This window comes from Pseudomonas atagonensis (assembly GCF_011369485.1).
GTDB lineage: Bacteria > Pseudomonadota > Gammaproteobacteria > Pseudomonadales > Pseudomonadaceae > Aquipseudomonas > Aquipseudomonas atagonensis.
The window spans coordinates 55,141-77,001 of the sequence record NZ_VXCA01000024.1 but is presented as its reverse complement, the minus strand read 5'-3'; the positions used below and the strand labels follow the sequence as shown (position 1 = coordinate 77,001).

General features: G+C 59.8%; 20 protein-coding genes. 16 read left to right on the top strand and 4 right to left on the bottom strand.

The features are described 5' to 3' along the window. The 13 genes from F2P67_RS15510 to F2P67_RS15450 form a co-directional block, all read left to right on the top strand. Positions 1-1,930: TonB-dependent receptor (locus tag F2P67_RS15510; RefSeq protein WP_166221407.1), on the top strand; the 1,930-nt coding region annotated here is incomplete at its 5' end. 23 nt (positions 1,931-1,953) lie between these two features. Next, positions 1,954-3,297 carry an aryl-sulfate sulfotransferase gene (locus F2P67_RS15505; RefSeq protein WP_166221406.1) on the top strand — a complete coding sequence of 448 codons (1,344 nt, stop codon included), beginning with the start codon at positions 1,954-1,956 and terminating at the stop codon, positions 3,295-3,297. 190 nt (positions 3,298-3,487) lie between these two features. Continuing rightward, on the top strand, positions 3,488-3,814 hold the full coding sequence (locus tag F2P67_RS15500) for a hypothetical protein (protein WP_003220553.1): 327 nt from the start codon (positions 3,488-3,490) through the stop codon (positions 3,812-3,814). 380 nt (positions 3,815-4,194) lie between these two features. Beyond that, a complete protein-coding gene (locus tag F2P67_RS15495; RefSeq protein WP_166221404.1) occupies positions 4,195-5,004 on the top strand; it encodes an energy transducer TonB in 810 nt (269 codons plus the stop codon). Between the two features lie 45 nt (positions 5,005-5,049). Continuing rightward, complete coding sequence (locus F2P67_RS15490) at positions 5,050-5,775, top strand: MotA/TolQ/ExbB proton channel family protein (protein ID WP_166221402.1); 726 nt, start codon at positions 5,050-5,052, stop codon at positions 5,773-5,775. A gap of 1 nt (position 5,776) precedes the next feature. Continuing rightward, a complete protein-coding gene (locus tag F2P67_RS15485) occupies positions 5,777-6,178 on the top strand; it encodes an ExbD/TolR family protein (RefSeq protein ID WP_003220570.1) in 402 nt (133 codons plus the stop codon). Between the two features lie 166 nt (positions 6,179-6,344). After that, positions 6,345-6,926, top strand: coding sequence for an alpha/beta hydrolase (locus tag F2P67_RS15480; protein WP_166221401.1), 582 nt, complete (start codon positions 6,345-6,347; stop codon positions 6,924-6,926). A 54-nt stretch (positions 6,927-6,980) separates the two neighbouring features. Beyond that, positions 6,981-7,913: a sigma 54-interacting transcriptional regulator gene (locus F2P67_RS15475; protein WP_166221399.1), complete on the top strand. Its 933-nt coding sequence runs from the start codon at positions 6,981-6,983 to the stop codon at positions 7,911-7,913. A gap of 166 nt (positions 7,914-8,079) precedes the next feature. After that, entirely contained in the window at positions 8,080-8,877 is a 798-nt protein-coding gene (locus F2P67_RS15470; RefSeq protein WP_096821875.1) for a MetQ/NlpA family ABC transporter substrate-binding protein, read from the top strand. Between the two features lie 648 nt (positions 8,878-9,525). Continuing rightward, entirely contained in the window at positions 9,526-10,191 is a 666-nt protein-coding gene (locus F2P67_RS15465) for an amino acid ABC transporter permease (RefSeq protein ID WP_166221398.1), read from the top strand. After that, positions 10,172-10,831: an amino acid ABC transporter permease gene (locus F2P67_RS15460; protein WP_166221396.1), complete on the top strand. Its 660-nt coding sequence runs from the start codon at positions 10,172-10,174 to the stop codon at positions 10,829-10,831. Before F2P67_RS15465 ends, F2P67_RS15460 begins: the two co-directional genes overlap by 20 nt. Next, on the top strand, positions 10,828-11,610 hold the full coding sequence (locus F2P67_RS15455) for an amino acid ABC transporter ATP-binding protein (RefSeq protein WP_166221395.1): 783 nt from the start codon (positions 10,828-10,830) through the stop codon (positions 11,608-11,610). Before F2P67_RS15460 ends, F2P67_RS15455 begins: the two co-directional genes overlap by 4 nt. Beyond that, entirely contained in the window at positions 11,607-12,479 is an 873-nt protein-coding gene (locus F2P67_RS15450; RefSeq protein ID WP_166221393.1) for a transporter substrate-binding domain-containing protein, read from the top strand. Before F2P67_RS15455 ends, F2P67_RS15450 begins: the two co-directional genes overlap by 4 nt. Before the next feature lie 194 nt (positions 12,480-12,673). On the opposite strand, the gene F2P67_RS15445 is transcribed toward F2P67_RS15450, so the two are convergent. Further along, a complete protein-coding gene (locus F2P67_RS15445) occupies positions 12,674-13,834 on the bottom strand; it encodes an AAA family ATPase (RefSeq protein WP_166221392.1) in 1,161 nt (386 codons plus the stop codon). 148 nt (positions 13,835-13,982) lie between these two features. Here F2P67_RS15445 and F2P67_RS15440 point away from each other — a divergent pair, with 148 nt between their 5' ends. The 3 genes from F2P67_RS15440 to F2P67_RS15430 are packed head-to-tail and all read left to right on the top strand — an operon-like array spanning position 13,983 to position 19,191. Further along, the gene (locus tag F2P67_RS15440) at positions 13,983-15,086 is read left to right on the top strand and encodes an efflux RND transporter periplasmic adaptor subunit (protein WP_166221391.1); all 1,104 of its coding nucleotides are present in this window, start codon (positions 13,983-13,985) and stop codon (positions 15,084-15,086) included. Next, positions 15,083-16,147: an efflux RND transporter periplasmic adaptor subunit gene (locus tag F2P67_RS15435; protein ID WP_166221389.1), complete on the top strand. Its 1,065-nt coding sequence runs from the start codon at positions 15,083-15,085 to the stop codon at positions 16,145-16,147. Before F2P67_RS15440 ends, F2P67_RS15435 begins: the two co-directional genes overlap by 4 nt. Beyond that, entirely contained in the window at positions 16,144-19,191 is a 3,048-nt protein-coding gene (locus F2P67_RS15430; protein ID WP_166221388.1) for an efflux RND transporter permease subunit, read from the top strand. Before F2P67_RS15435 ends, F2P67_RS15430 begins: the two co-directional genes overlap by 4 nt. A 197-nt stretch (positions 19,192-19,388) precedes the next feature. Here the strand turns inward: F2P67_RS15430 and F2P67_RS15425 are convergent, their stop codons facing one another. The 3 genes from F2P67_RS15425 to F2P67_RS15415 form a co-directional block, all read right to left on the bottom strand. Beyond that, the gene (locus F2P67_RS15425; RefSeq protein WP_166221411.1) at positions 19,389-20,030 is read right to left on the bottom strand and encodes a class I SAM-dependent methyltransferase; all 642 of its coding nucleotides are present in this window, start codon (positions 20,028-20,030) and stop codon (positions 19,389-19,391) included. A gap of 73 nt (positions 20,031-20,103) precedes the next feature. Further along, positions 20,104-20,748 (bottom strand): methionine ABC transporter permease, encoded by a 645-nt coding sequence (locus tag F2P67_RS15420; protein WP_064116958.1) that lies wholly within the window; start codon positions 20,746-20,748, stop codon positions 20,104-20,106. Beyond that, positions 20,738-21,859, bottom strand: a complete 1,122-nt coding sequence (locus F2P67_RS15415) for a methionine ABC transporter ATP-binding protein (RefSeq protein WP_166221386.1) — start codon at positions 21,857-21,859, stop codon at positions 20,738-20,740. The genes F2P67_RS15420 and F2P67_RS15415 overlap by 11 nt, the downstream gene beginning before the upstream one ends. Between the last annotated feature and the right edge of the window lie 2 nt (positions 21,860-21,861).

The window sequence follows — 21,861 nt, the reverse complement described above, 5'->3', positions numbered from 1 at the left end:
CCCGGGAATGGCTGTGTTCGATCTGATGGACATCGAGCAGCTCGAGGTTTTGCGTGGCCCGCAAGGCACGCTGTTCGGTAAAAACACCACCGCCGGAGTGATCAACATCAGTACCCGGGCGCCGACGTTCACACCGGAGCGCAGCATCGAAACGTCGGTTGGCGAGGACGGTTACTTCCAGACCAAGGGCACGATTTCCGGGCCGCTCAACGATCAACTTGCCGGGCGCTTTTCCGCCTATCGCACTCGCAGTGACGGGGACATCAAGAACGAATACGACGGCCATGACCTCAACGGTGGATCGCGCGATGGCTTCCGCGCGCAGCTGCTGTTTAAGCCCAACGAAGATTTCAATTTGCGCTGGATCGGTGATTACAACGAAGAGGACTCCAGCGCCGGCACCCGTGTGCTGTACGACACCGGGCCGACCATCAATGGCGTCAATCTCTATCAGTCGCGGGCCAATGCTGCCGGGGCGACGCTGGTCAACGGCTCGCACCGCAAGGTCAATCTGGATAACGATCAACACGTCACCGTGCATCAGGGCGGCACCTCGGTGGAGGCCAACTGGACGTTGCCGAGTGACTTCACCCTGACGTCAATCAGCTCCTACCGCTTCTGGAATTTCACTCCGCGCAATGACGATGGCCTTAACGTGCCAGCGAGCTACAACGCCGGGGTATCGGTTGAGGACAAACAGTATTCGCAGGAATTTCGCCTGGCCTCGCCGAAGGGCGAATTCTTCGATTACGTGGTCGGTGCGTACTACTTCGGCTCGGATCTGGACAATAAATCCTTCGCCTATTACGGCCCGCAAGCCGACATCTGGAACGGCACGCCGCGTGGTGCGCTGGCCAATGTCACCAGTGTTGGCAACGGCCACATCAAGACCGACAGTTTCGCCTTGTTCGCCCAAGGCACGTGGCACCTCACCGAGCGTCTGGACTTCACCGCCGGAGTGCGCGGCACCTACGAAGAGAAAAACGCCTGGGTAACTCGCGACGCGCCGGTTGGTGGCGCGGCGGTAACCGGTGCGGCGGCCACGGCGCGACGCGGGCGTGCCGGTGCCTACGATTCCGGCGATCTGAATCAGTACAGCTCCAGCCCGTCCGGGCTGCTCAACCTCAGTTACCGGATCACCGATGATGTGCTCGGCTACGCGACGTTGTCTCACGGTGAGAAATCCGGCGGGGTCAACCTCGCAGTCGGCTCGGCGCCGGTGGCCGGCGCCGATTCGTTGTTGATCGGCACCGAGCGCGCGAACAACGCCGAACTCGGTTTCAAAAGCACGCTGTGGGATCACCGTCTGCAGCTCAACGCCAACGTGTTCTGGACGCAGGTAAACGCCTACCAGACCAACGCCTACGACGCCGAAAACCGCGTGCAATACCTGACCAACGCTGGTTCCGTGCGCTCTCGCGGGGTCGAATTCGAAAGTACGGTGATCCCGTTGCGCGGCCTGACCCTGAACATCAACGGCTCGTACAACGACGTCAGCTATCTCTCGTACAAAGATGCGCCGTGCCCGCCGGAAGTCAGCCTCGCACCGGGTGCTCCAGCCTCTTGCGACCTCAGTGGTCATCAAGTGGTCGGTGCCTCGAAATGGATCGGCAACGCCAACGGCGAATACAAATGGAATCTGGATAACGGTTTCGAACCGTACGTCACCGCCAGTTATGCGTTCCGCTCGAAAGCGGTCGGCACGGTCGAGGATTCCGACTACGGCCAGATCCCGAGCTACGCGGTGGTCAATTTTTCCACTGGCCTGCGCGGCGACTTCAACCAAGGGCAGTGGGACGTCTCGCTGTGGCTGAAAAACGCCTTCGACAAAACCTACTACACGACCCTGTGGACGGGCGGCAACGGCGGCTATGAAGGCCTGCTCGGCACACCGCGCACCCTCGGTGTCACTGGCCGCTACGACTTCTGATCCGACCTTCAAGGAGCTGCACCATGTTGCCCATCAAGACTGCTTTTCCGCTGTTGTTGTCCGGCGCCGTGCTGAGTAGCGGAGCGTTTGCCGCGCCCAGCGTTTACCCAACCGGCGTCACCCGTTACGACCCGGACAAGGCATTCAACCAGTACGTGATTTTCAGCGGCGCCGACAAACAGACGCACCTGATCGACATGAACGGCAATGAGGTGAAAACCTGGCCGCAGGCGGGTTTCCCCTCGGCGATCATTGATCCGCAACTGGTCGGTGGCGAGCGCGGACACGTGTTGCTGCAACTGAGCGAAAAGAATCCGGGCAAGCTCGGTTCGGCCGGCAACGGTCTGGGCAATCAGAGCGTCGGTGAACTGGACTGGAATGGCAAAGTCATCTGGCAGTGGGGCGACAAGGCACCCGGTGGCGCGGCGCAACAGCATCATGATCAGCGTCGCTTGAGCAACGGCAACACCGTGGTGCTGGCCAACAAGGTGCACAAGGTCAAAGGCTTCAAAGTGCCTGAGGTGATCGACGATGCGATCTATGAAGTCAGCCCCGCCGGCGAGGTGAAGTGGCAGTGGCTGGCGTCGGATCACTTGAACGAATTCGGCTTCACCACCGAGCAGTTGAAGCTGGTTCGCGCCAGTGAAAATCCCGATTACCTGCACATCAACAACCTCTGCCTGGTCGGACCGAACAAGTGGTTCGATGCCGGCGACAAGCGCTTCAATCCGGACAACCTGCTGATCGATTCGCGCAACGCCAACTTCATCGCGATCATCGACAGGCAGAGCGGCAAAGTAGTCTGGCGCCTGGGGCCGAATCTGCCGCTGGCCAATCCGAAAACCACGCAGAAAATCCCGCGCCCGGTGGACCAGTTCGTCGGCCAGCATGATGCGCATATCATCCCGGCCGGACTGCCCGGCGCGGGCAATCTGCTGGTGTTCGACAACCAGGGTTCGGCGGGTTACCCGAACGTCACGCTGGGGCTGATTTCCGGTTCGCGGGTGCTGGAGATCGACCCGGTGAAGAATGAAATCGTCTGGCAGTACACCGCGGCGAATTCAAAGCAGCCGGGGTGGGCGTTTTACAGTTCGTTCATTAGCAGCGCGCGGCGCTTGCCCAATGGCAATACCTTGATCGACGAAGGCATGAACGGGCGATTCTTTCAGGTCACGGCCAAGGGTGAGAACGTCTGGGAATACGTCAGCCCCTACCTCGGTAAAGCTCCGGGCAGTGACGCAATCAGCAACTGGGTCTATCGGGCGCTGCCTGTGAGTTATGACTGGGTGCCTGCCGGCACGCCGCGCTCGGAAACGGCGGTCATCGCGCCAGCCGTGGGTGTGCAGCAGACCAGTGCGAGTCGATAGCAGAATTGGAATTAATCCTCGAATGATTGGCAATAAGTTATGAGCAACTTGAACAGTGCTTATTGCAATTTCGTTAGTAAGTGGCGTGGACAATGTATGAATGTCCAACCATTCTGACTGTCGTGAGTTTCCAGGAGGAAACTTGCTCTCATCGGAAGACACTTATCCCAACGATAAAGGAAATCGCATTATGTCGAGCATTAATGGCAACTATGTAAACGCTAACGCTGGCGCGAAACTGACGATTACCGATGGCAACGACTCCAACGGCACCTTCAGCGGCAAATTCAGCCAGAACGGCGTGAATTACGATATCGCCTACGGCCACTACCATTTCCAGAACAGCACCGGCCAGCCTACGATCATCACTTTCGCGGCGCTGAATGACGGCACCGGTTATCAGTCCTGGACACTGTTTTCGCCGGATCACAACTACTCGAAAGTTCGTGCGGTGGGATCGCGTACTAACTTTGACGGTGATGTAGTCGGTCTGGCGGGAGAGTTCATCAAGCAGTAACGTTTTTTTATAAATCCACGGCCGATGCATTGAAAAGTGCATCGGCCTTTTTGTTTTGGCCGGAAAAACTCAGCAACTATTCCGTTGGTATTAATTGTCCATGTATGCCGGGTCATGGATTAACGATGCTTTGCATGAATACTTTTTATGCCGCGAAAGCATGTCTTTGCAGCCGTATTGCTGCAAGCCTTGAACGGCGTGGCTTTGCTGGAAATGACCGTTTCTTATATTCCAGAAAGACCTATGCATAACGTCAAAGATTACTTTCGGAGATAAGCCTCAAGCCCAATGATTCATCCAGCGACCCGCCGTGGGGGATTCAATAAACGGCGGGTCGACCGTTTTTGTAGCGAACGCAAAAGACCGCAGGGAGTGAATCAATGGGCAATGTCCAGACCGCCGCCAGCGCAGAGGAATTGCTGTGGCGTCAGACGCCGAGTGGCGAATTGGTCGATCTCGGCCGACCGCATCGTGTGCCGTTGGGGCAGCTGCGTTTGCAGCGCGCGCCGAAAGGCATTCTGAGCCGGCGCGAGACGATTCTGCTCGGTGTGTTGGCGCTGCTGGTGCATGGCGCGGTGATCTATTGGATCAGCCAGAAGCCGACGCCGGTATTGCCGGTTGTGCCGCCGGAAACTCCACCGATGACCATCGAGTTCTCGCGCCCGGCGCCGCCCGCGCCACCGGTCGTCGAGCCACCACCACCGGCACCTGTAGTCGAGCCACCGCCACCCGTGGAAGACGAACTGGCGACCAAACCACCACCGCCCAAACCGATTCCAAAACCCAAACCGGTGGTGAAGCCCGCACCGAAACCAGCGCCCAAAGCCGTCGAGCAACCACCGGCGCCGCCACAACCGGCCGCTCCGGTCGCCGCACCCGCGCCACCTGCACCACCGGCGCCTGCACCGGTTACCCCGGCCTCAGCCAACGCCGCGTACCTGAAAAATCCGGCGCCGGAATACCCGTCACTGGCTCAGCGTCGTGGTTGGGAGGGCACGGTGTTGTTGCGAGTACATGTGCTGGCCAGCGGCAAACCGGGCGAGATCCAGATAGCAAAAAGCAGTGGCCGGCAGCAGCTCGACGATGCGGCCCTGAACGCCGTGAAGCGTTGGAGTTTCGTCCCGGCCAAGCAGGGTGATGTCGCCCAGGACGGCTGGGTCAGCGTGCCCATCGATTTCAAGATTCATTAAACCGAAACCAAATTCGCGCGAAACGTTTACACGAGGGAATACATCATGACGTTACTGGCATCTCCACTGGAATCCATCGAAAGCGCGGTGATCTGGCTGCTGGTGGTTTTTTCCGTCGCCACTTGGGGCCTGGCACTGCTCAAGGCTGTGCAGTTCGGTCGTCTCAAAGCTCAGGATCGCAAATTTCACAAGCGTTTCTGGGCGGCATCGAGTCTCGATTCCGCCGCCGAGTTGAGCGAAACCCAGCCCGGCGCGGCAGCACGGGTGGCACAGGCCGGTTACGCGGCGATTCAGGTGGGCGAGGCGCCGCAGGCCAATGATTTGAGCCAGGCGATCAACCATCAGGATCGACTGGAGCGCGCATTGCGTCAGCAGATCGTCCGCGAACGACGCTCGCTGGAAACCGGGCTGGCGGTGGTCGCGAGTATTGGCAGCACCTCGCCGTTCATTGGTCTGTTCGGCACGGTGTGGGGAATCATGGAAGCGTTGAAAGGTATCAGCGCGGCAGGCTCGGCGAGCCTGGAAACGGTGGCCGGCCCGATTGGTGCGGCACTCGTTGCGACCGGCGTGGGTATCGCCGTCGCGGTACCGGCGGTGCTGGTTTACAACTACTTTTTGCGTCGTCTGAAATTGACGGCGGCGGATCTGGACGACTTTGCGCACGACTTCTACAGCCTGGCGCAAAAGAGCTCGTTCCGCGTGCTGATCCACCCGACCGCGCACAAGGTTGCAGCGCCGGGCAACGCGGCAAAAGTGAAGGAGGCGTCCTGATATGGCCTTCTCCACGCAAGACAGTGACGAGGTGCTCAGCGAGATCAACGTGACGCCGCTGGTGGACGTGATGCTGGTGCTGCTGGTGGTGTTTATCGTCACCGCGCCGCTGCTGACCAACGCGATCCCGATCAACCTGCCGAAGACCGAAGCGGTGGCGCCGGTGGAGCAGAAAGACCCGCTGGTGGTGAGCATTGATGGTGCAGGAAAACTGTTTATCAACAAGGACGAAATCCAGCCGGATCTGCTGGAGTTCAACCTCAAGTCGGCCAAGGCCAAGGATCCGGAAGTGCGCGTGCAATTGCAGGCGGATGACGGGGTGAATTACGGCGAAGTGGCGCGAGCCATGGCATCGATTGAGCGGGCGGGCATCACCAAACTGTCGGTGATCACTGCGCGATAAGGGTTTTACGTTTTTCCGGGGCCGTCTCCTTGGCAGGGTGCGGCCCTTTTTTTATTTGATGCTTAATATTCTTTTCAGGTCTTAATAAATAGCTTCTTATTCCTTAACGAATATAAATCCCGTCCCTATACTCGATCAGGAACAGACACGCAGGAGAGCTCCCCCCATGCGCAACGAATCAATTCGCTACCTGATTGTGCCGGGCTGGCAAGGATCGCCAGAAGATCATTGGCAAACCCACTGGCAGAACAGCCTGCCGAACAGTGCGCGAGTGGAACAGGCCGATTGGCTGACCCCTCGCCGTGAAGACTGGGTGGCCGCGTTGGCGGAGGCGATTGCCGCCGACAGCACACCGGTCATCCTCATCGCGCATAGCCTGGGTTGCGTCACTGTTGCCCATTGGGCCGCGACTGCGCCGCTGCAGTACCTGCGTCAGGTACGCGGTGCCCTGCTGGTCGCGCCAGCGGATGTCGAGCGCCCGACCTGCGCGCCGGCACTGCGCAATTTCGCGCCGATTCCGACTGACTTGTTGCCGTTCCCGAGTCAGGTGGTCAGCTCCGACAACGACGCCGCCGTCAGTGCGCCGCGCGCCTTGGAGCTGGCGGGCAACTGGGGCGCCGAGGCGGGGATTCTGGCCGGCGCCGGGCACATCAATGTGAAGTCCGGGCATCAGCGTTGGGAGCAGGGTTTTGCTTATCTCTATCGCCTGCAAAACCGTATGGAAGACCACGCACGGCGTCGCGCCTGATTTTTTAATTTTTCAACGCCCCCGTCTCCCGGCGGTTCTGGGCGGGAGTCTGCCATGAGTTTTGAAACCTTCGGCCAGCCGTTGCTGACCTTTCCCGACGCGGAAAAAAGTCCGCTGAGCATTCGCGCCAAAGCGCTGGTGTTTGTCGATCCGCGCTCGCGTCAGTTGCGTGAAGAACTCGAGCAACTGGCGCCACGAGCGCTCTCGGTGTTGATCCGCGGCGAGACGGGCACCGGCAAGGAATTGCTCGCCCGCCATATTCACCGCGCCAGTGATCGCAGTGGTCTGTTCGTCTCGGTCAACTGCGGCGCGATCAGCCCGACCTACGCCGATGCTGAACTGTTCGGCTACGCCGCCGGCAGCTATACAGGCTCGGCCAGCAGTCGCGCCGGCTGGTTCGGTTCGGCCAATGGCGGGACGTTGTACCTCGATGAAATCGGCGACTTGCCGCTGCCGATCCAGATCAAATTGCTCGCCGCCCTGGAAAATCACGAAGTCACTCGCGTCGGCGCTCATCAGCCGAGCCCGGTGGATGTGCGTCTGGTGGCGGCTACCAGCATCGATCTGGCGCAAGCGGTGGACGCCGGGAAATTCCACGAACGGCTCTACCACTACCTCAGCGAAGGCCAACTGGAACTGCCGGCCCTGCGCGAGCGCATCGGCGACATTCTGTCGCTGGCCGAATACTTCCTCGGCATTTACAGCCAGCGTCTGGATCTGCCGGTGCCGCTGATCAGCGAAGCGGCGCAACACGCGCTGGAACGACACAGTTGGCCGGGCAACACCCGTGAGCTGGAAAACGTCATTCACTTTGCCTTGCTGGTGAGCACCGGCGAGGAAATTCTCCCGGAACACCTGAACCTGCCCGAGGTGTCTGGCACGCAGGCCCAGATCGAACGCCTGGTTGCACAAATCCACATCGGCGGCAGCGTCGACGAACGTAAGGCATTGAAAGATTTACTGTTGAGCTTGAGTGAGTCGTTGTAACCATTTCGTTCAACATGAACAAAATGGAATATGAAGCTGAATAAACGTTATTGTCCGGGAATAAAAAATCCCGGTATTGTCCGCCTCACGCCAGCGATATCACTTCACTGGCACACGTATTAATGCCGTCGTCGATGACGACCGTGATTTTCGATAAGGACACTGCATGAAAAAGGTTCTGTTGTTTACCGCATTGGCGGCTGCTCTGACTGCTTCCCTGGCACAGGCCGGCGAGAAACTGGTGGTTGCTGCGACCCCGGTGCCGCACGCTGAAATTCTCGAACTGATCAAACCGACCCTCGCCAAAGAAGGCGTGGATCTGGAAATCAAAGTCTTCACCGATTACGTGCAGCCAAACGTACAGGTCGGCGAGAAGCGTCTGGACGCCAACTACTTCCAGACCCTGCCGTACCTCAACAGCTTCAACCAGGGTAAATACAAGGACGACAAGGCCAAGTACCTGGTGACCGTGCAAGGCGTGCATGTTGAACCGTTCGGTGGCTACTCGAGCAAGTACAAGACCCTGGCCGAACTGCCGGACGGCGCCACCATCGCCATTCCGAACGAAGGCAGCAACAGCGGTCGTGCACTGATTCTGCTGCAGAAGGCTGGCCTGATCGAACTGAAAGACCCGAAAAACGCCTTGGCCACCCCGAAAGACATCGCCAAAAACCCGCACAACTTCAAGTTCAAGGAACTGGAATCGGCCCTGCTGCCACGCGTCCTCAAGGAAGTTGATCTGGACATGATCAACACCAACTACGCGCTGGAAGCCAAGCTGAATCCGACCAAGGATGCGCTGGTGATCGAAGGTGCCGATTCGCCTTACGTGAACTTCCTGGTGGCCCGTGAGGACAACAAGAACAGCGACGCGATCCAGAAGCTGGCCAAAGCCCTGACCAGCCCGGAAGTCAAAGCGTTCATCGAGAAGAAGTACAACGGCGCGGTACTGCCGGCGTTCTGATCTGATGCTTGAGTGAACCCCTTCAAGGTGTGAAAACGCCGATGGCCAGCGATGGTCATCGGCGTTTTTGTGTACACCTCAAAAGCCCCTCACCCTAACCCTCTCCCGGAGGGAGAGGGGACTGATTGGGGGATGCTGTAGAGGTATGCCGACTTGAAGGATCTTTGCTGAATCCATAATCGACTCGATCTCTCAGGTCGATGTTTAACGAAAGACACCCCGGTCGGCTCCTTCTCCCTCGGGGAGAGGGTTGGGGTGAGGGTGCTTTTGATTTCAGGCCACCCCGGTCTTCAACGCCCGGCGCAACGCCACGAGCAATTTCACAATGTCCTGCGGATCCAGTCGCTGCGGCACTTTTACGTCCATGTTGTCTTCCTTGTAATGGTTTGGCCGGGGGAGTCTGGCCAAAAGCTGTTCGTCCTTGGAGGGCTTTCGTGAAAAAAAGATCCTTCCTACAGCGCAAGGGAAAATAGCCTTCTTATTCCTTCCCGGCAAACCCACAAGATAGTTTTTTGGGTGATATCAATATGCTTTAACGGTATTTAAATTCTCGTTTTTATACCTATAAAGTCACTGCCTGCCGGACAGTTACCCGCTGCCCAATGGACTGCACGAACGGCGCTTACCGAGCGACGTACAGGACGTTTCATGACCTTTGATTACGCATTTATCCTCAGTACCCTGCCGGCGTTTTTAAAAGCCGTGGGCGTGACCCTGCAGGTCGGTTTTATCGCCATCGGTACGTCGTTGCTGGTGGCGCTGCTCAACGCGACGATTCTGGTGTTCCGCACGCCTTACCTGCAAAAACTGGTGGGCCTGTACGTGGAACTGGCGCGCAACACGCCGCTGCTGATCCAGTTGTTCTTTGTCTACTTCGCTTTGCCGGCAGTGGGGATTCAGGTTTCCGGCTTCACCGCTGCGATCATCACCATGACCTTCCTCGGCGGCTCTTACCTCACCGAAGTGCTGCGTGCCGGCGTCGATGCTGTGCCGCAGGCGCAGCTGGAATCGGGCCGTTCCATTGGCCTGTCACACGGCCAATTGCTGCGCTACGTGATCCTGCCGCAAGCGGGGATCCTCAGCCTGCCGTCGCTGTTCGCGAATTTCATTTTCCTGCTCAAGGAAACCACCGTGGTCTCGGCAGTAGCGGTGCCGGAAATCCTCTACACCACCAAGAGTTACATCGCGCTGTATTACAAAACCTACGAAATGCTCGCCGTGCTGACGCTGATCTGCGTGCTGCTGTTCTTGCCGCTGTCGCTGTTGCTCAGCCGCCTGGAAAGGAGGCTCCAGCATGGCCAGTTCGGGTCTTGAACTGCTTTGGGTGTCGTTGCCGCAACTGGCCAAAGGCGCCGGGCAAACCTTGTCGATCTCGTTTCTGAGCATCGCCATCAGCACCGTCGGCGGTGTGTTCTACGGCGTGCTGCGCACGCTTAACGTGACGTGGCTGAACGCGATCCTGCGGGTCTATCTGGAGCTGTTCCGGGCAATCCCGGTGCTGGTCTGGCTGTATCTGTTGTTCTTCGGTCTGCCGATTTTCTTCGGCCTGAGCCTGCCGAGCTTCTGGTGCGCGGTGCTGGTGCTGTCGTTGTGGGGCGCGAGCGAGGTCGGCGAAGTGGCGCGCGGTGCGTTGCATTCGTTGCCACGCGGGCAGCGTGAGGCAGGGCTGTCGATTGGTCTGAACGCACCGCAACTGTTCGGCTACGTGCTGCTGCCGCAAGCGCTGAAACGCATGACGCCACCGACCATCAACGTCTACACGCGAATCATCAAGACCAGTTCACTGTCAGTGCTGATCGGCGTGGTCGATGTGATCAAGGTCGGCCAGCAGATCATCGAGCGCACTTACGAATCGGTGCTGATCTACGGCGCGCTGTTCCTGTTTTTCTTTTTCATCTGCTACCCGCTGTCGGCCGCCTCGCGCGTGCTGGAGCGGCGCTGGACGCAAGCATGAGCGCATTGATCGAGTTTCACGGTTTCAACAAATTCTACGGCGAGCAGCAGGTGCTCAACGGCATCGACCTGCAAGTGAAGTCCGGCGAAGTGATCGTCATCCTCGGCCCCAGCGGCTGCGGCAAAAGCACGCTGTTGCGCTGCCTCAACGGTCTGGAAGTCGCCCACAGCGGCAGCCTGAAATTTGCCGGGCGCGAGTTGCTGGACAAGTCCACCGACTGGCGCGAAGTCCGTCAGCAGATCGGCATGGTCTTCCAGAGTTATCACCTGTTTCCGCACATGAGCGTGCTCGACAATTTGCTGCTCGGGCCGTTGAAAGTGCAGAAGCGTCAGCGCCGTGAAGCGCAACAGCAGGCCGAAGCCTTGCTCGAGCGCGTAGGTCTGGCGGACAAGCGTGATGCGTTTCCACGCCAGCTCTCTGGCGGCCAGCAGCAACGCATCGCCATCGTCCGTTCGCTGTGCATGAACCCACGGGTGATGCTCTTCGACGAAGTCACCGCCGCCCTCGACCCGGAGATGGTCAAGGAAGTGCTGCAAGTGATTCAGGGCCTGGCCCGTGAAGGCATGACCCTGCTGATCGTCACCCATGAAATGGCTTTCGCCCGCGCGGTGGCCGACCGCATCGTGTTCATGGATGCCGGGCGCATCCTCGAACAGAGCCCGCCCGAGATTTTCTTTACGAACCCGCAAACCGCACGCGCGCAGCAGTTCCTGGAGAAGTTCTCCTTCGTTGCAACACTGCCCGAAACGAAACCCACAAAGGAACTGGAACTGTCATGAAAACTGCCGCTTTTTTATTCCCTCTGCTCAGCCTTGCGCTGCTCGCCGGCTGCAGCAAAACCGAAGAACCCGCCAAGCCGAAAGTCGCCAGCGAAAGCGCTGCGCCAGCCGGTTATCTGGACAAGATCAAGGCCCGCGACAAACTGATCGTCGGCGTCTTCACCGACAAACCGCCATTCGGCTTTGTCGATGAGGCAGGGCGCTATGTAGGTTTCGATACCGACATTGGTCGACGCTTTGCCAAGGATCTGTTGGGCGACGAGAACAAGGTCGAGTTCGTGGCGGTGGAGCCGGCCAGCCGCATTCCGTTCCTGCAAAGCGACAAGGTCGACCTGATCCTCGCCAACATGACCGTCACCCCGGAGCGCAAGGAAGCGGTGGAATTCACCAACCCGAACCTCAAGGTCGCGGTGCAGGCATTGGTGCCGCAGAGCAGCTCAGTAAGAAATCTTGATGACCTGGCGACCCGCACCACCATCGTCACCACTGGCACTACGGCCGACATCTGGCTGACCAAAAATCATCCGGACTGGAAACTGCTCAAGTTCGAGAAAAACTCCGAGTCGCTGCAAGCCCTGGCCAATGGTCGTGGCGATGCCTACGCGCAGGACAATCTGGTGCTGTTCAGCTGGGCCAAGCAGAACCCGGGTTATCGCGTGTTGGATGAGAAACTCGGGGTCGAAGCGCCGATTGCGCCGGCGGTGAAGAAGGGCAACGTCGAACTGCGCGACTGGGTGAATACCGAGCTGACGAAGTTGGGTGAGGAGAAGTACTTGCTCAAGCTGTACGACCAGTACGTGCGTAAGGAGCTGAGCGATGACACCAAGCCTGAGAGCGTGATCGTCGAGGGTGGCAAGTGGCAGGGGTGATTACCTGTTAAATCGATGGTGAGGCTTACCCCTCACCCCAGCCCTCTCCCCAGGGAGAGGGAGCCGATCTTTGTGGTTTTCAAAACCTGAATTCAACTCGGGATCTTCATGTCGGCGTAACCCGAAAGAACAACCCGTTCAGTCCCCTCTCCCTCCGGGAGAGGGTTAGGGTGAGGGGGCTTCTACTGACACACTCAATCCGGCCAATGCCACGCCGGCTCATCCAGCACCCGTTGCCCGACAATCCCGGTTTGCCCCAGCGTCTTCTCCAGCACGATGCAATTGCATTCCGGGTCTTCCTGCAACGCCGAAATCAATCGCCGTGCATGGGATACCACCCACACCTGGCACTCTTCCGACGCCCGAATAATCAAGCGCGCCAGCGCCGGCAACAGATCCGGATGCAGACTGGTTTCCGGCTCGTTCAGTACCATCAGTGACGGTGGCCGAGGTGTCAGCAATGCCGCGACCAGCAGCAGATAACGCAACGTCCCGTCCGAAAGCTCAGCCGCCGACAACGGCCGCAGCAATCCTTCCTGATAAAACTCGATGGCAAAGCGTCCACCCGCCAACGGCGCGATGTTCAACCGTGCGCCGGGAAACGCGTCGCTGATCGCTGCCTGCAACGCCTCGGGATCGCCGATTTCGCGGATGGTCTGCAACGCCGCCGCCAGATCCCGCCCATCGTGATGCAGCACCGGCGTGCGCGTGCCCAATTGCGGCTGGCGCACCGGTGCCTCGGCATCGCTGCGAAAGTGATCGTAGAAGCGCCAGCGGCGGATGAACTCGCGCATCTGGAACACTTCCGGCGAACTGCGCAGGCTGCCGACCTGATCGAACAGGCTGTCGAAATTCGGCGTGTGTTGTGCCAGCACATCCCAGCTACGGCCTTCGCGAGCACGGATCATCGGCCCGTCGCGATCCACCAACAGACTGGCCGGGCGATAGAACGGCCCGGCCCAGATGCATTCCTTTTTGATTTCCGGGTCGAGGGAAAAAAACGAGCGGCTCGGCTCCGGCAAACCCAGGGCAATCGAGTAGCTGAAATCCTCCCCGGCAAACCCCAGGCGCAGGCGTCTGACGCCTTGGCGCACCGTCGGCTCGATCGCTACTTCGCCGTTGCGCATGCGCCGGCTGATGGTTTCCGGGCCGGCCCAGAACGTCGAATCCAGCCCACCCTCACGGGCCAGCGCATTGACCACGCCGCCCTGCGCGGTCTCGGCGAGCAGGCGCAAGGCGCGGTAGAGGTTGGACTTGCCGCTGCCGTTGGGGCCGGTGATCAGATTCAGCCGGCCCAGCGGGATCACCAATTTATTGATCGAGCGGTAATTGGCCACCGCGAGGGTCTTGAGCATGAAATTCCTTCTCTTGATCGTCCTCACGCGCGGCATGGGGGCAGCGCCTACAGAGGTAAATGCAGCATCATACGGGCGAACGTTGAACCCTGTTCTAAGCTCACAGTCGTATCGTCACTTGCACGTTCGTACACAGGAAGGAGTCTGCATGGCGAGTCCCGGATTGAAAACAGCGGTCATGCTGAGTCTGTTCACGTTGCTGACCGCCTGCGGCGAGAAAAAAGCGCCGCAGGAATACCTGCCTCGCGTCTTCGTCCAAGAAGTGAAACCCGCAGATTACGCTGCTTCCGTGACCCTCACCGGTGACGTGCAGGCGCGCGTGCAGACCGAATTGTCGTTCCGCGTTGGCGGCAAGATCATCCAGCGCATGGTCGATGTCGGAGATCGCGTCAGCGCCAAACAGGTGCTGGCCAAACTCGACCCCAAGGATTTGCAGACCAACGTCGACTCTGCTCAGGCTCAGGTGGTTGCCGAGCAGGCGCGGGTGAAACAGACCGCGGCGGCGTTCGTGCGTCAGCAGAAACTGCTGCCCAAGGGCTACACCAGCCAGAGCGAATACGATTCGGCACAGGCCGCATTGCGCAGCAGCCAAAGCGCTTTGAGCGCGGCGCAGGCGCAACTGGCCAATGCCAAGGATCAACTCAGCTATACCTCGCTGATTGCCGATGCCCCGGGGATTATCACCGAGCGGCAGGCCGAAGTCGGGCAAGTGGTGCAGGCCACCGCGCCGATGTTCAAACTGGCTCGCGATGGCGACCGCGATGCGGTGTTCAACGTGTACGAATCGCTGCTGGCCGAGCGGCCGGCGGATCGCTCGATTGTGGTCAGCCTGCTCGACAACCCCGCCATCAAAACCACCGGTACTGTGCGCGAAATCACTCCGGCAGTGTCGGCGCAGTCCGGCACGGTGCAAGTCAAAGTCACCCTCGACAAACTGCCGCCGGGCATGCAGCTCGGTTCGGTGGTCAGCGCCACGGCCAAAGGCTCCGGCAAATCGGCGGTTGAACTGCCGTGGTCGGCGCTGACGAAAAACATCAGCGACCCCGCTGTGTGGATGGTCGATGACCAAGGGCTGGCGCAATTGCACACGGTCACGGTCGGCCGTTACCTGACCGGCAAAGTGATCATCAGCGAAGGCCTCAAGGGCGGCGAAAAAGTCATTGTTGCCGGCGGCCAGTTGTTGCACCCGGGAATGAAAGTCGAGATCGCCGAAAATACCTACAAGGATCTGCAGCCGGGAGCACAGCCATGAAGCGTCTGGGGCTGTTATCCATCGGTCTGTTGCTGGCGGCCTGCTCGAAAAGCGAGCCGCCACCGGAACCGGTGCGGCCGGTACTGTCGATCAAGGTCGAAGCGCTGAATGAAGAAACCCTCGGCCGTTTCGCCGGCAGCATTCAGGCGCGTTACGAGAGCAACACCGGGTTTCGGGTTGGCGGGCGCATCGCCAGCCGCAACGTCGATGTCGGTGCCGAGGTCGACAAGGGTACGCTGCTCGCCACCCTCGACCCGTCCGATCAGCAGAACCAGCTACGTTCTGCCCAAGGCGATCTGGCCAAGGTTCAGGCGCAACTGATCAATGCGCAGGCCAACGCCCGGCGTCAGCAAGCCCTGTTTGATCGCGGGGTCGGTGCGCAGGCACAACTGGACATTGCCACCACGGATTTGAAAACCACCCAGGCCTCGCTGGAACAGGCGCGGGCGGCGGTCAACCAGAGCAAGGATCAACTCGGCTACACCGAACTTCGGGCCGACCACAAAGCCGTGGTCACCGCGTGGAATGCCGAGGCCGGGCAAGTGGTTACTGCCGGCCAGCAAGTGGTGACGCTGGCGCAACCGGACATCAAGGAAGCGGTGATCGACCTGCCGGACACCTTGGTCGATCAGATCCCTAGTGACGTGGTGTTCCTCGTCGCTGCGCAACTCGATCCGAACATCAACACCACAGCAGTCATCCGCGAAATCGAACCGCAGGCACAAAGTGCCACGCGCACCCGGCGTGCGCGGTTGACCCTGGCCGAAACACCCCCCGGTTTCCGCCTCGGCACGGCGATCAGCGTGACCCTGAGTTCAGCGATCAAACCGCGCATCGAATTGCCCGCGACTGCGCTGCAAGAGGTCGATGGCAAAACGCGGATCTGGGTGATCGACACTCAGAACAAAACCGTCAACCCCCGCGACGTCAGCCTCGTCAGCCGCACCGACAGCACGGTGGTGCTGGCCGGCGGTGTGAAGAACGGCGAGCGCGTGGTCAGCGCCGGCGTCAACAGCCTCAAGCCTGGGCAATCCGTGAAACTTGACGAGGACAGTCAATGAAAGGGTCTTTCAACCTCTCCGAATGGGCCCTCAAGCATCAGTCGTTCGTCTGGTATCTGATGTTCGTCGGGCTGCTGATGGGGGTGTTTTCGTACTTCAATCTGGGGCGCGAAGAAGACCCGTCGTTCACCATCAAAACCATGGTGATCCAGAGCAAATGGCCGGGCGCGACCCAGGAAGAGACCCTCAAGCAGGTCACCGACCGCATTGAGAAAAAACTTGAAGAACTCGACTCCCTCGACTACGTGAAAAGCTACACGCGACCCGGCGAGTCAACGGTGTACGTGTACTTGCGCGACACCACCAGTGCCAAGGACATTCCGGAAATCTGGTATCAGGTGCGCAAGAAGATCGACGACATTCGCGGCCAGTTCCCTCAGGGGATTCAAGGCCCGGGATTCAACGATGAGTTCGGTGACGTGTTCGGCTCGGTGTACGCGTTTACCGCCGATGGCCTGACCATGCGCCAGTTGCGCGACTACGTGGAGCAGGCGCGGGCCGAGATTCGCAACGTGCCGGGGCTGGGCAAGATCGAGATGGTCGGCCAGCAGGATGAAGTGATTTACCTGAACTTCTCCACGCGCAAACTGGCGGCGCTGGGCATCGATCAGCGGCAAGTGGTGCAGAGCCTGCAATCGCAGAATGCGGTGACGCCGGCCGGGGTGATCGAGGCCGGGCCTGAGCGTATTTCCGTGCGCACTTCCGGGCAGTTCGCCTCGGAAAAGGATCTGGCCGAGGTCAATCTCAAACTCAATGACCGTTTCTATCGCCTGGCCGACATCGCCGACATCAGCCGTGGCTACGTCGACCCGGCCACCCCGGAGTTTCGTTTCGACGGCAAACCGGCCATCGGCCTGGCAATTGCCATGCAGAAGGGCGGCAACGTTCAGGAATTCGGTAAAGCCCTGCACGCGCGCATTGATCAACTGACGGCTGACCTGCCGGTTGGTGTTGGCGTGCACACGGTTTCCGATCAAGCCGTGGTGGTGGAAGAGGCTGTCGGGGGTTTCACCAGCGCCTTGTTTGAAGCGGTGATCATCGTGCTGGTGGTGAGCTTCATCAGCCTCGGCGTGCGCGCCGGGCTGGTGGTGGCGTGTTCGATTCCGCTGGTGCTGGCGATGGTGTTTGTGTTCATGGAATACAGCGGCATCACCATGCAGCGGATTTCCCTCGGTGCGCTGATCATCGCCCTCGGCTTGCTGGTGGACGACGCGATGATCACCGTGGAAATGATGGTCACGCGCCTGGAAATGGGCGAGACCCGGGAGCAGGCGGCCACGTTCGCCTACACCTCGACGGCGTTCCCGATGCTCACCGGTACGCTGGTAACCGTGGCCGGTTTCGTGCCCATCGGCCTCAACGCCAGTTCTGCCGGTGAATACACCTTCACCCTGTTCGCGGTGATCGCTGTGGCCATGCTGGTTTCGTGGGTGGTGGCGGTGTTCTTCGCGCCGGTGATCGGCGTGCATATCCTTAGCACCAACGTGAAGCCGCACGCGGCGGAGCCCGGGCGCGTCGGGCGCGCGTTCAACGGCGGTCTGCTGTGGTGCATGCGCAATCGTTGGTGGGCGATTGGCATCACGGTGTTGTGCTTTGTGCTGGCGGTGTTTTGCATGCGCTTTGTGCAGAACCAGTTTTTCCCGTCCTCTGATCGCCCGGAAATTCTGGTCGATCTGAACCTGCCGCAAAACGCCTCCATCGACGAGACCCGCAAGGCTGTCGACAAGCTCGAAGCGACGCTCAAGGGCGATGACGACATCGTGCGCTGGAGCACTTACATCGGCCAGGGTGCAATCCGTTTCTACCTGCCGCTCGATCAGCAACTGCAAAACCCGTATTACGCGCAACTGGTCATCGTCAGCAAAAACTTCGAGGCCCGCGAGGCCTTGAGTCAGCGACTGCGTGAGCGTTTGCACAAGGACTTCGTCGGCATCGGCAGTTACGTGCAAGCACTGGAAATGGGCCCGCCGGTCGGGCGGCCGATCCAGTATCGGGTCAGCGGCAAAGACATCGATCAGGTGCGCAAACACGCCATCGACCTCGCCACTGAACTGGACAAGAACCCGCACATCGGCGAGATCATTTACGACTGGAACGAGCCGGGCAAGGTTCTGCGCATCGACATCGCCCAGGACAAGGCGCGCCAGCTCGGGCTGTCGTCCGAAGACGTGGCGAACCTGATGAACAGCATCGTCAGTGGCTCGCCGTTGACCCAGGTCGATGACGATATCTACCTGATCAATGTGGTTGGTCGCGCTGTGGATTCCGAACGTGGAACCCCGGAAACCCTGCAGAACCTGCAGATCGTCACGCCGGGCGGCACGTCGATTCCGCTGCTGGCGTTTGCCACCGTGCGTTATGAACTGGAGCAGCCGCTGGTGTGGCGTCGCGACCGGTTGCCGACGATCACCATCAAGGCGTCGGTGCGCGACGAAATCCAGCCCACCGATCTGGTGAAACTGCTCAAGCCGTCCATTGATGCCTTCGCCGAAAAACTCCCGGTCGGCTACAAAGTCGCCACTGGCGGTACGGTGGAGGAAAGCGGCAAGGCGCAAGGGCCGATCGCCAAGGTATTGCCGCTGATGCTGTTCCTGATGGCGACGTTCCTGATGATCCAGTTACACAGCGTGCAGAAGCTGTTCCTGGTGGCGAGTGTCGCGCCGCTGGGCTTGATCGGCGTGGTGCTGGCGCTGGTGCCGACCGGCACGCCGATGGGCTTCGTGGCAATCCTCGGGATTCTCGCGCTGATCGGCATCATCATCCGCAACTCGGTGATTCTGGTGACGCAGATCGACGAGTTCGAGAAGAAGGGCTACGCGCCGTGGGATGCGGTGGTGGAAGCGACCGAGCATCGACGCCGGCCGATTCTGCTGACGGCGGCAGCGGCGAGCATGGGCATGATCCCGATTGCCCGCGAAGTGTTCTGGGGGCCGATGGCCTACGCGATGATTGGCGGGATCGTGATTGCGACCTTGCTGACACTGCTGTTTCTGCCGGCGCTGTATGTGGCCTGGTACAAGATTCGCGAGCCGAAAAAAAATTAGATCAAAAGCATCCCTCACCCTAACCCTCTCCCGTAGGGAGAGGGAACCGAATGGGGGATGCTCACGCAATACATCGACCTGACCTTGATGTGCCGAATCCATAATCGACACCGCACTTTCAGGTCGATGTATTGCGCAAGATATCTCGGTCGGCTCCCTCTCCCTCCGGGAGAGGGCTGGGGTGAGGGGGGAGTCCCTTATACACCGCAGTCTCCTATTTTGCGCCAGACACTCGCCAGCCAGGGCTGCTGCTCACGCGGCAGCCCCGCCGGCCGGAAGTAATGCTCCAGCTCGACAAACCCCGCTGCCGTCAACAACCCCTGCCACGCCTCCAGATCGTGATACGAACCATAACGCGGCCCGTTCCAGCCTTCACGGTTATCCCCGCGCGGATTGGAACTGAACAACACGCCACCCGGTTTCAATGTCCCGTGCAGTTGCTTCAGAATCCGAGGCAACTCCTGCAACGGCACATGAAACAGCACCGCGTTGGCGAAGATCCCGTCAAAGCGTTCAACCGGCAGGTCCAGTTTCAGAAAATCCTGCTGCAACACCTCACAGCCACTGTCCTCACGCGCCATCCGCGCAAACTCCTGCGAACCATCGAGGCCGACGGCGACGTGGCCCATGCGCGTAAACGTCTGCAAGTCGCGACCCGGCCCGCAGCCGAAATCCAGAATCGTGAAGGGCGCTGCGCCCTGAATATGCCGCAGCAACGCATCGATGTTCTGGCTGACATCGTGATCACGGGTGCCTTCACGGAAGTCTTCCGCGACAGCGTTGTAGTGACCGAGGGTAGTGGCGGTGATCTGTTCGAGATCGGTGGGTGTCTGTTTCATGGTCGAGGGCTGCGCGGCAGTGGAGGTCTGGCGAATATACGCCATGAAGCCGGAGGCTGCCGCGCAGCAAAAATCAGCGCTTGTTCAACCCCCGCGCCAGGCGATCCCCACCCAACTGAATCACCGCCACCAACGCCACCAGCAACACAATCACCGTCAACATGATCTGGCTGTCAAAGCGCTGATAGCCGTAGCGATAGGCGATGTCCCCCAAGCCACCCGCGCCAATCGCACCGGCCATGGCTGAGGAGTTGATCATTGTCACAAGGGTGATGGTGAAGCCGCCGACAATTCCCGGCAGGGCCTCCGGCAGCAATACGTGCCAGACGATGTGCCAGCGCCGGCACCCCATGGCCTGCGCGGCTTCGATCAGGCCGTGATCGACCTCACGCAGACTCACTTCGGCAATCCGCGCAAAGAATGGCGTTGCCGCGATGGTCAGCGGCACCACCGCCGCCCACACCCCGTAAGTGGTGCCGACGATCAACCGGGTGAACGGAATCAGCGCGACCATCAGGATCAGGAACGGGATCGAGCGAAACAGGTTCACGAACGCGCCCAAGGCACGGTTCAGCACCGGCGCCTGGTAGATTCCGCCCTTGTCGCTGGTGACCAGAATCACCGCCATGGGGATCCCCACCAGCAACGCGATCAGTGATGACACACCGACCATCAGAAACGTGTCGATAAACCCCTGCAGCAAGCGATCAAACCACATAACCCAATACCTCCACCCGTTGTGCCCATTGCCCCGCACGTTCGCGCAATTGTTCGGCGCTGAACACTGAGCCGCTGACCGCCAGCAGCAATTGCCCGAACGCATGCCCCTGAATCCGTTCGACGCCGCCCTGCAGCAATTGCACCCGGCCACTCAGCGCCGCGAACAATGCCGCCAGATCCGGCTCGTCACTGGCACTGCCGGTAAACTGCAAGCGCAACACCACTGCGGCTTCGGAGGAGGGCGGTTGCGCACGCAAGCGGCTCTGCAACTCTTCCGGCAAGGCGTGTTGCAGCGGCGCGAGCAAGGTCTGGCTGACCTCGTGTTGCGGATTACCGAATACCTCCCACACCGGGCCTTGCTCGACGATGCGTCCGTGCTCCAGTACCACCACGCGGTCGCAGATGTCGCGGATCACCGCCATCTCATGGGTGATTAAAACGATGGTCAGGCCAAGGCGCTGGTTGATCTCGCGCAGCAGGCCGAGAATCGACTGCGTGGTCTCGGGATCCAGCGCCGAAGTGGCTTCATCACAGAGCAGAATATCCGGGTCATGTACCAGCGCGCGGGCGATGCCGACGCGCTGTTTTTGCCCGCCGGAAAGCTGCGCCGGATAGGCTTTGTGTTTGGCTTGCAAGCCAACCAGTTCGAGCAATTCACGAACCTTTTTTTCGCGTTGCTCCTTCGCCACGCCAGCCACTTTCAGCGGCAGTTCAACGTTCTGCCAAACGGTCTTCGCCGACATCAGATTGAAGTGCTGAAAGATCATGCCGATCCGGCGGCGCAGGGCGACCAGGCGGTCTTCATCGAACTCGCCGATGTCGACCTGATCGATCAGCACGCGCCCGGATGTTGGTTGTTCCAGACGATTGATCGTACGGATCAACGACGACTTGCCGGCGCCGCTGCGCCCGATGATGCCGAACACCTCACCGCGCTGGATCGCCAGATCAATGCCTTGCAACGCCGCGACCGGGCCCTGCCGGCCGTTGTAGGTTTTACCCAGACCGATGAAGCGCACGTGGGCACGATTCAGTTCGGGATGAAGCTCGGTTTTTTCAGCACGTTGTGGCTCTGGAATCTCCAGTCGCCGTTGGATCGCGGCCGTCATGC